The following is a 7,118-nucleotide window of genomic DNA, read 5'->3' on the forward strand; positions in this document are numbered from 1 at the left end:
GCCAGGCACTGCGGGTGTGTGGCCAAAGTATTCTGGGAGCATAAGCCATGACCGTGAAATGGCTCGACCTCAGCGGCCCACCGCACTTGCCCGCGCTGTACGCCCATGCCGCGGCCCGGCGCAAGATCACCTCCAGCCCCTTGCCGGAGCAAGGTGTGCGCTGCTGGGTCGAGGTGGAGCCCAAGGCCCTGGCGGCGTTTCGCGATGTTTGCGACCTGGTGCCAAGCCCATTGCTGCCGCCCACTTATCCACACATCCTGGCCTTCGGTCTGCAAATGCAGTTGCTGACTGCCAAGGACTTCCCCTTCCCGCTGCTGGGGCTGATTCATCTGACCAATCGGATCCGTCTGCTGCGCCCGATGGGCAGCGTGACGCAGCTGCGCATCGGGGTATATGTACACAACCTGCAAAAACACCCCAAGGGCGCGACCTTCGAGGTGGTCACCCAGGTTGACGATCTGCTGGGGCCAATATGGGAGGCCGAAAGCACCCTGCTGTGCAAAGGCGTGGAACTGCCGGGCGACCTGCCCCAAATCAACGATCCTGCGCCGGTGGCCCTGAGCGAACTGACCCGCTGGTATGCCCCCGCCGATATTGGCCGGCGTTATGCCAAAGTCTCGGGCGACTACAACCCCATCCACCTCAGTGCCGCCAGCGCCAAGCTGTTTGGCCTGCCCAGTGCAATTGCCCACGGCCTGTGGATAAAAGCCCGAACACTGGCGGCACTCAATTCGCACCTGCCGGCGGCCAATGTTGAGGTTTTTGTTGCCTTCAAAAAACCGGTGCGCTTGCCCGGCGAAGTGATTTTGCTCAGCAGTGAGGCGGGTTCCAGTGGCGACTTCCAGCTCAATGGCCATGACGGCCTGGTGCACTTGATCGGCAACTGGCGACCGGTTAGCTGACCACCCCCCTGTGGTAGCGGGCTTGCTCGCGATGGCATCCGCGCGTTTTACCTGTTAAACCGCGGCGCCTGCATCGCGAGCAAGCCCGTTCCCACAGAGGATGGCATGCGAGCCGAAAATCCCGCCGGGCTGCCCGTGCCTTTCACTTGCACCAATCCCCGTTCGGTCGCAAGCTTTGCGCCTTCTGGAGAGCACGCCCGCAATGAACCTCGACGAAATAACCCGACGCATGCATCGCATCCGCGATAACAACGACTGGAAGCAGTTCCACAGCCCGAAAAACCTGGCCATGGCCGCCAGTGTCGAAATGGCCGAGCTGGTGGAGATCTTTCAGTGGCTGAGCGAAGACCAGTCACGCCAGCTCCCTGCCGACAAGCTCACCCACGCCGGCCAGGAAGTGGGCGATATCGTGCTGTACCTGGTATTGCTTTGTGCCGAACTGGGCCTGGACATGAATGAAGTGGTACGCAATAAACTGGCCGACAATGAAAGGCGTTTCAACAAATGAGTGACCGTCACTTCGATCAACTGGCCACCCGCTTCGCCGAGAAAATCTACGGTGGCGCCAAGGGTGCGATTCGTCTGGCCGTGCTCCAGGCCGACCTGCAGGAAACCCTGCCCAAACGCCCGTTGCGGGTGCTGGATATCGGCGCCGGGCTGGGCCATATGTCCTTGTGGCTGGCCCAGCAAGGTCACGATGTGACCCTGGCCGAACCGGCCGCGCCGATGCTGGAAGGCGCCCGCCAGCGTTTTGCCGAAGCTGGCCAGACTGGCACCTTTATTCAGGCGCCGTGGCAGGAGCTGCTGGGCCAACTGACTCAACCGTACGATCTGGTGTTGTGCCACGCCGTGCTGGAGTGGCTGGCCGAGCCCCACGCGATCCTGCCGGTGCTGCATCAATTGACCGCCAAAGATGGCTGGTTGTCGCTGGCGTTTTACAACCGCGACGCGCTGATCTATCGCAACTTGCTCAAGGGGCACTTTCGCAAGATGCGCAAGAACGACATGGCCGGCGAAAAACAGAGCCTCACCCCGCAGCAGCCACTCGACCCACGGGAGCTGGCCATAGCACTCGAAGGGCTGTGGCAGGTCGAAACCCAAAGCGGCGTGCGGGTGTTTCACGATTACATGCCAGTGGAGTTCCAGGCCCGCGCCGAGCTTGAAGCCCTGGTTGAAATGGAGCTGGCCCACCGTCGCCACCCTGCGTTTGCCGGGCTGGGACGTTATCTTCATTGGGTGTGTCGCCCGGTTTAAATCGCCCTGCGGGGGAGAGCATGATGTATCGCCGCGTTGCCTTGATCGTTTTGAGCCTGGGGCTGGGCGCTTGCCAAAGCCCCAACCCGTACACCGCCACCTCAATGCCCATGCCTCCGGCTCCGGCACAGGCAGCCAATACCCTGGACTTGAGTGCCTACCCGGCCCCGCCACGGGATTACGGGCGCTACCAGAGCTGGGCCTGGCTCAATGGTCGGCTGCCGGTTGGCACGGCATGGGCCGACTCGGCGCAAATCGCCGAAGCGGTTAACAATGCCCTGGACCAGCGCGGCTTGCGCCCGGCACAACCCAACCGTCCGGCGGATCTTTGGGTCAGTGCTGATTTGCACACCGAAAAACGCTTGCGCCAGGTACAGGACGACTATGGTTACGGGGCCGGCTACGGCAGCGGTTACGGCCGCTACGGCAGCCAATACGGCATGTACAACTCTGTCCCCGTCATACGTACTTATGAGGTTGAGGTCATGGTGGTTCGACTCAACCTGTATGACGGTAAAACCGGCCAGCCGGTGTGGAGTTCCAGTGCAGAAACCAGCAGTAAAGGCAGCCTGAGCGAACGCAGTGACGCCCTGCGCGAATCACTGAACAAGGCAGTACAGGCTTACCCTCCCCATTGAGTCTCAATAGTGAAGTGGAGAAATCATCATGCTTCGTCGCATTGCATTACTGGGCCTGGCCCTGCTGCTCAGTGCCTGCGAAACCATGCAGGTCAGCCATGATTACAACCCTGCTGTCGATTTCGCCCAGTTCCGTACCTGGGCCTGGAAAGACCCTGCCGTGCAATACCAACCCAACAACCCGATGCTTAGAAGCGACCTGACCGAGCAGCGCATTGTCCAGGCCGTCAGCAGCCAGCTGGACCAGCGCGGCCTGCGCCCGGTAGCGGCAGGCAGCAAGCCGGACTTGCTGGTGCAAACTTGGCTGATCGTGGCCAACCGCCAGGAGCAAGTGGTGACCAACTACGGCTACGGTGGCCCTTGGGGCGGGCCGTGGGGGGGTTACTGGGGCGGCCCGTGGGAAGGTTACTGGGGCGCACCGATGTATAACGAAACCCGCAACGTGGTCTACCAGGTTGGTACGCTGCAGATCGACCTGATCGATGCCAAAGACGGCAAGCTGGTGTGGCGAGGCAGTGCAGAGAAAGTCGTCGACAGCAGCCCGACCCCGGCTGAACGCAGCGCTGCAATCCAGCAAGCAGTCACCAAGATCCTGAGTACGTATCCGCCCAAGTAAGTTACGCAGCATTAACTTGCTCACGATGTATATAAGTAAGTTGGCATTAATACTTTCGTGAGCAAGTTGGTTTTTACACTGTTTTTCTGACCACTTGTCGTTGTCTTTTGATTAACCGTTCACATCGCGCTTATAAAACTGGCAACTGGCCAGCGCACCGATCACTTCTTGTCTACACTCGCTGAAACTTTGGAGAGTTAGCGCTGGGCACTGTTCCAGCATCAGGAGTGCTCGATGTCTCCCCAACTACGCGGTATGGGTTTTTATGGTCCCCGGCAGCAGCATGGCGCAATCGGCCTCATGGCTGCCGTGACGCTGGGCATGGTGCTGCTGTTTATGCTGCTGGTGGTCGACAGCGGGCGCCTGTACCTGGAGCAGCGCAAGTTGCAGCGCGTGGCGGATATGGCGGTGCTGGAGGCGGTGAGTCGGGGCGGTAACTGTGCTGGCGCCAGTACTGCTGCCGGTTTCGCCAACCAGAGTGCCACTCGCAATAGCTTCACCCCCGGCAGCGTGCAAAAAGTAAACACCACTTGCGGCACCCTGAGCACCAACAGTAGCCAGTTGCGGGTATTCACTGCCGACGCAACCAAATCCGATGCCATTCGCGTAATCGCCACCACCACTGTGCCGACCAGCGTGGCCGGAGGCTTGTGGAGTATGTTTTCCAAAAACGGGTTTAATCTGAATACCAATTTGACGGCGGTACTTGGATCACTGCGATAACTGGAACCAAACAGGTTCAACTGCGTGCCTTCCGCGTTGAGGTACTGGCTGTAATCAAGGCGGTAGTAGTGCTCCTTGTCATTGCCCGGGGGAAACAACCCGCTCAGGGTCAATTGTTCGGCCATGGCCGTTTGCGAATTGCTGCTGGCCGCCAGCAGCGCCTGGGTGCTGCTGCGATTGCCTTCGACCAGGCTCATGCTGGTGGTGAAGGGCTTGCGGCTGGCACTGATACTCAGCGTCGATGCACCATCGGTGGTGCCGGGTGGTGGCACTTGCGCCTCCAGGGTGACGCCGGGGATGCGGCTCAACAGCGTGCTGTAGCGGTTGAACGTCTTGCGGGTCAGCGGGCGTTCGCCCTTGAGCTTATCGACCAGCTCATCCACAAACCCTTTGACCCGCCCGATATCGCCGTCAACCTTGTACTCGCTGATATAGCCTTCAACCAGCACCACACGCACCAGGCCCTGGTCGAAGTTCTGCTGAGGCAAAAACGCATAGGACAATAAATAGCCATCGTCCTGGTAACGCTTGGTGATCTTGCGTGTGGCCTCGATCAGTTCGGCCAGGGTGATTTCATGGCCCAGCAGCGGTTTGTACACCGCCCCCAGCTCTGGCAACGGATAGATCGTGCCACCTTCGATCTGCAACTTGCGAATGGTCAGGCGGGTACCCATTTCCAGTGGCCGGGGTTGTGCAGCCGCCGGCTTGGGTAGCTCCAGCGCAGGCGCCGCAGGGCGATAGGCATCCACCGGCAGGTTGGGCGTGGGCAGGGTTTGCATGCTGTCATTGCTGTTGAGAAAACGCGGAAGGGTCTCGGCACCCGCGTACGGGGCCAGAGCCAACAACAAAAAGGGAACGCAATTACGCATAGGACACTCCATGTTCAACTACGGCGACATAACGAAGGGCTTTATTTTTAGAATGCTTTGCAAAGCGGCCCGAGCATCAGTCCTACAATCTGCACATGAAAAAAGACGAGAGACTCATCTGAATCTCTCGTCCCAACCAAGCGTAGGCGCTGTAGGTAAGGCCGTCGAACCGGCCAGGTGCAATATTCTTCAGTTATTTCTTGCCCAAGTTGCCCAGCCCGCCAACCACGCCCCCAAGTACCCCGCCCAGACCGCCTGTACCAGCGCCCGCGGCTCCTGCTGTTGTATCGGCAGTGTTGTTGACTGAGTCCACTTTGACACCCAGCAAGCCGCCAAGACCACCAACTACCCCACCGACGACACCGCCAACACCACCGACTGCACCTGCACCTGCACCTGCACCTGCACCTGCACCTGCACTTGCACCTGTAGTGTCAGCACCAGCTCCGACACTGCCGCCAGTGCTTGCCCCCACACCCAGACCGCCCAGCAGACCGCCAACCCCGGCGCCTACACCAGCGCCTGCACCAGCGCCTGCACCGGCCCCCGCACCTGCGCTCACACCACCTGTACTAACCCCGGCCCCGGCGCTTGCGCCCACACCCAGCCCGCCCAGCAGACCACCCAGCCCTGTCCCGGTACCAGTACCAGTACCGCTGCCTGTGGAGCCCGCTGCCGGATTCACGTAGCCGCCAGCCTTGTCAACCGCACCGCCTACACCGGTCAGCACACCACCCACCAGAGAAGTCACCGGGTTGTCGCCGCCGGTAGCTGTCACCTTGTCGCCGAGGCCACTCACGGTGCCGCCTACTTTGTTCAGCAGACCATCTACCGGTGCCCCCAGCCCTGTGGTGGTACCCACTTTGCCCGTGACGTTCTCGACCAGGGAAATCACCGGCACCAGCACCTTGTCATTTACGCCGCCGGTCAAGGCGCCCAGCTTGCCACTGCTCACATCGGTGGTCAGGGTATTGCCGATCATGGTCACCGTGGTGCCCACTTTGTTGACCAGCCCGCCCGTGGTATCAGTCACCTTGCCAACCACGCCACCCACCAGCGGAATCTGGCTGATCGGGGTGTTGTCCAGCACGGTGCTCAGACCGGTACCCACTGACGAAACGCCTTTGCCTACATCACCAACCGCGTTGGTAACACCACCGACAGTCAGGCCGAGGGAGTTCTTGTCGGTACCCAGCGAGCCCAGGCCACCAGTAATGCCATCTGTTACGGAGGTCACGGCATTGCCGGTATTGGTCACCAGGCCGCCAGCCACGGTACCGACCACAGGCACGGTGCTCAGGGTGCCACCAACCCCGCTGACCGTGGTGCCCACGCCGCCAAGGGCGCTGCCGACCTGACCTGCGACCTGACCTGTAACCAGAGGAGTTGTGCCTGTACCGCCTGTACCGCCGGTGCCGCCTGTGCCTCCGCCAGTGCCGCCGCCAGTTCCACCGCCTGTACCACCACCAGTACCGCCGCCTGTACCGCCGCCTGTACCACCGCCAGTACCGCCGTCTGTACCACCACCATTTCCACCGCCAGTGCCGCCGTCTGTACCACCACCGGTACCGCCGCCAGTGCCGCCGTCTGTGCCACCGCCTGTACCACCGTCAGTCCCGCCGTCAGTGCCACCGTCAGTGCCACCGCCAGTACCTGCGTCAGTACCGGTATCACTGCTGGCTACATAGCTCTTGTGGCCGCCACCGCCGCCGCTGCAGCCAGCCAGGCTGACAGTCATGACCAAGAGGAGCGCTGTGCTGGTTTTCAGAAAAAGTTGAGTATTCATGATTAAGTCCCTTGCACCTGTTATGCCTGAGTTCGAAGTTCCCTGCTCTGTGTCGGGGATACGTTCGTCCGTTGGGTACATAACAACGCCGCGGGCCTTATCAAACAATTCACAACTTGGTATTAACCCCTTATATAAAACACCTTGCCCCCTTCTTGATGATTAATACTTTGGTTTTAAACGCCAGTAAAAAAACCATATATATCAACGCCATTACTTCCCCGAAAAAACACTGCCAGCAGCGACTCTACTTTAGGGAGACGCTGCAAAAATAGCCAACCGTCCCCCACCCTTGGCACACTGAGCACCTTCAACCAGCCATCCTTTCCA

At 60.3% G+C, this 7,118-nt stretch carries 7 protein-coding genes and 1 pseudogene; 6 read left to right on the forward strand and 2 right to left on the reverse strand.

Features of this window, described 5'->3' with window-relative positions:
- The first annotated feature begins 47 nt into the window (after positions 1-47).
- The 6 genes from GHO03_RS22925 to GHO03_RS22950 all read left to right on the forward strand — a co-directional run bounded on the left by GHO03_RS22925 (position 48) and on the right by GHO03_RS22950 (position 4,133).
- Positions 48-902 carry a MaoC/PaaZ C-terminal domain-containing protein gene (locus tag GHO03_RS22925; RefSeq protein ID WP_130872249.1) on the forward strand — a complete coding sequence of 285 codons (855 nt, stop codon included), beginning with the start codon at positions 48-50 and terminating at the stop codon, positions 900-902.
- A 202-nt stretch (positions 903-1,104) separates the two neighbouring features.
- The gene (locus GHO03_RS22930; RefSeq protein WP_095001060.1) at positions 1,105-1,410 is read left to right on the forward strand and encodes a nucleotide pyrophosphohydrolase; all 306 of its coding nucleotides are present in this window, start codon (positions 1,105-1,107) and stop codon (positions 1,408-1,410) included.
- Positions 1,407-2,156 carry a methyltransferase domain-containing protein gene (locus GHO03_RS22935; RefSeq protein ID WP_153400584.1) on the forward strand — a complete coding sequence of 250 codons (750 nt, stop codon included), beginning with the start codon at positions 1,407-1,409 and terminating at the stop codon, positions 2,154-2,156. Before GHO03_RS22930 ends, GHO03_RS22935 begins: the two co-directional genes overlap by 4 nt.
- 23 nt (positions 2,157-2,179) lie before the next feature.
- Positions 2,180-2,794 carry a DUF4136 domain-containing protein gene (locus GHO03_RS22940; RefSeq protein ID WP_095019795.1) on the forward strand — a complete coding sequence of 205 codons (615 nt, stop codon included), beginning with the start codon at positions 2,180-2,182 and terminating at the stop codon, positions 2,792-2,794.
- 28 nt (positions 2,795-2,822) lie between these two features.
- On the forward strand, positions 2,823-3,410 hold the full coding sequence (locus GHO03_RS22945) for a DUF4136 domain-containing protein (RefSeq protein ID WP_095001057.1): 588 nt from the start codon (positions 2,823-2,825) through the stop codon (positions 3,408-3,410).
- A 336-nt stretch (positions 3,411-3,746) separates the two neighbouring features.
- A complete protein-coding gene (locus tag GHO03_RS22950) occupies positions 3,747-4,133 on the forward strand; it encodes a TadG family pilus assembly protein (RefSeq protein WP_256668748.1) in 387 nt (128 codons plus the stop codon).
- Here GHO03_RS22950 and GHO03_RS22955 read toward each other — a convergent pair.
- Both GHO03_RS22955 and GHO03_RS22960 read right to left on the reverse strand, forming a co-directional pair.
- A pseudogene (locus GHO03_RS22955) lies at positions 4,082-5,002 on the reverse strand (POTRA domain-containing protein); the annotation flags it as partial. The gene GHO03_RS22950 and the pseudogene GHO03_RS22955 sit on opposite strands and share 52 nt — an antisense overlap.
- 193 nt (positions 5,003-5,195) lie before the next feature.
- Complete coding sequence (locus GHO03_RS22960) at positions 5,196-6,788, reverse strand: collagen-like triple helix repeat-containing protein (protein WP_178110355.1); 1,593 nt, start codon at positions 6,786-6,788, stop codon at positions 5,196-5,198.
- Positions 6,789-7,118 lie beyond the last annotated feature (330 nt).

Source organism: Pseudomonas sp. FSL R10-1339 (assembly GCF_009600545.1).
Lineage (GTDB): Bacteria > Pseudomonadota > Gammaproteobacteria > Pseudomonadales > Pseudomonadaceae > Aquipseudomonas > Aquipseudomonas bubulae.

Bases quoted from the DNA above. Each gene is read 5' to 3' on its own strand.
- GHO03_RS22925 (WP_130872249.1), top strand. From the start codon at position 48: ATGACCGTGAAATGGCTCGACCTCAGCGGCCCACCGCACTTGCCCGCG.
- GHO03_RS22930 (WP_095001060.1), top strand. From the start codon at position 1,105: ATGAACCTCGACGAAATAACCCGACGCATGCATCGCATCCGCGATAAC.
- GHO03_RS22935 (WP_153400584.1), top strand. From the start codon at position 1,407: ATGAGTGACCGTCACTTCGATCAACTGGCCACCCGCTTCGCCGAGAAA.
- GHO03_RS22940 (WP_095019795.1), top strand. From the start codon at position 2,180: ATGTATCGCCGCGTTGCCTTGATCGTTTTGAGCCTGGGGCTGGGCGCT.
- GHO03_RS22945 (WP_095001057.1), top strand. From the start codon at position 2,823: ATGCTTCGTCGCATTGCATTACTGGGCCTGGCCCTGCTGCTCAGTGCC.
- GHO03_RS22950 (WP_256668748.1), top strand. From the start codon at position 3,747: ATGCTGCTGGTGGTCGACAGCGGGCGCCTGTACCTGGAGCAGCGCAAG.
- GHO03_RS22960 (WP_178110355.1), bottom strand. From the start codon at position 6,788: ATGAATACTCAACTTTTTCTGAAAACCAGCACAGCGCTCCTCTTGGTC.